This is a genomic window from Parasaccharibacter apium, assembly GCF_002917995.1.
Lineage (GTDB): Bacteria > Pseudomonadota > Alphaproteobacteria > Acetobacterales > Acetobacteraceae > Bombella > Bombella apis.
On the sequence record NZ_LMYH01000023.1, the window covers coordinates 1 to 1717 of the forward strand.

2 protein-coding genes are annotated in these 1717 nt (G+C 57.4%); both read left to right on the plus strand.

The window, feature by feature from the left end; translation table 11 throughout:
- Nucleotides 1-1342: ATP-dependent DNA helicase (locus ASO19_RS08985; RefSeq protein WP_181005255.1), on the plus strand; the 1342-nt coding region annotated here is incomplete at its 5' end.
- A gap of 45 nt (nt 1343-1387) precedes the next feature.
- A partial coding sequence (locus ASO19_RS09090) for a hypothetical protein (RefSeq protein WP_219811882.1) occupies nt 1388-1717 on the plus strand: 330 nt, incomplete at its 3' end.

Genomic DNA, 1717 nt, shown 5'->3' on the forward strand with positions numbered 1-1717 from the left:
TGCGGAAGCGCAAGGCTATCGCGTCACAGCCCTGGCCCCGACCGCCTCAGCCGCGCAGGTGCTGGGAGATGCGCTCGACAGTCGAGCCGATACCTTGGCGCGGCATCTTCTGGCGCCAGGACGCCCCAGCTCCCAGCCTCAGCTCTGGATTGTCGATGAGGCGTCTCTTGTTTCAGCCAAAGACATGGCGAAGCTCTTGAGCACAGCGCAGAGCCATCGGGCGCGGGTGCTCTTGGTGGGAGATATCAAACAGCTTGGCTCCATTGAGGCTGGGGCGGCCTTTGAGCAGCTTCAAGAGGCGGGCATGGAGACGGTCAGGCTGACGAGCATCCTGCGTCAAACCAATGAGCATACGAAGGCGGCGGTCGAAGCCAGTTTAGAGGGGAATGCCAAGAAGGCCTTGGAGGCCCTGGATCGTGGCGGCGGACGTGTCGTGGCAATTGCTGATCGTGAGGGCCGTTTTGCGCAGATTGCCGAGGATTATGCCGCTCTCAGCCCCGAGGAACGGCAGAAAACGCTGGTCATTGAGCCATCACGTGAAGGACGGGATGCTTTGACCCAGGACATTCGAAACAAGCTCATTGAACGTGGTCAGCTTGGAGCTGAAGTTCTTAAGGCGACGAAATTTGTGTCCAAAGACCTCACCAAAGCAGAGGCCAAACGAGCGGAGAGTTATGAGCTTGGCGATATTGTGCGCTTTGCGAAGGATTACGCCGATAAAGGCGTCTCGCGGCATGGCGCCTATCGGGTCATCCAGGCGGATGAGGCCAAGAATGTGCTCACGCTTCAAGATGAGCGTGGGCGAGAGCTTGCCTGGCACCCTCGACAATGGGGAGCGGCACAAGCTCAAGTCTATCGCGAGGAAGCGCTAGAGCTTCGCGTGGGGGATCGCGTTCAGTTTACGCGGAACGACAAAGCGGCAAAGCGCGTGAATGGGCAGCTTGGGGAGGTGATTACAATCGACCCAGACCGAGGCCTTGCCCGCGTCAAACTCCAAGGCAACCGGATTGAGACATTGAACTTGGAGAGCGCGCGAGACAGGCATTTCTCGCATGCCTATGTGTCTACTGCTTTTGCAGCTCAGGGGCGGACAGCGGAGCGGGTGTTTGCCAATGCGGAGAGCTCGGCCACGCATCTTTTGGAGCAAAAGAGCTTTTATGTGGCCCTCTCACGCGCGAAGGTCGAAAGCGTGCTTTACACGGATGACCGCTCGAAAATGCAGGTCGGACTCCAGGAGCGTGCAGGAATAGCGACGCGCGCGCTTAAGGAACGCGGAGCTGACATGCAGGACGGGAAACAGAAAGCGCAAGAAAAGGCTCAAGCCGCCAGTCTTGCCCTATGAGGAACAGTATTGTGCCTCTTGCAATCTTATGTAACCAATTAGGATATGCTTTGGCCGTTTGAACTTCATCGATCCTATCATCGTCGCAATGATATTCATGCGCGTTTTGGGGGTCAGCAACAGGGCGGCATTTCAACGCCGGCTGACGCGCCTGGGATCTTCATTTTTACCGGGCACGGCGCGGGCCATGTTGGCTACCAAGATGCTTTCGAAGCAGATGGGAGCTTCCGCTATACGGGGCAAGGCCAGCTTGGCGATATGCGGATGATCTCGGGAAACCGAGCCATCCGCGATCATGTGCAGAACGGCAAAGATCTTCTGTTGTTTCAGCAGACCAAGAAAGGTGGCCCGGTCCGGTTTGAAGGACTCTATGTC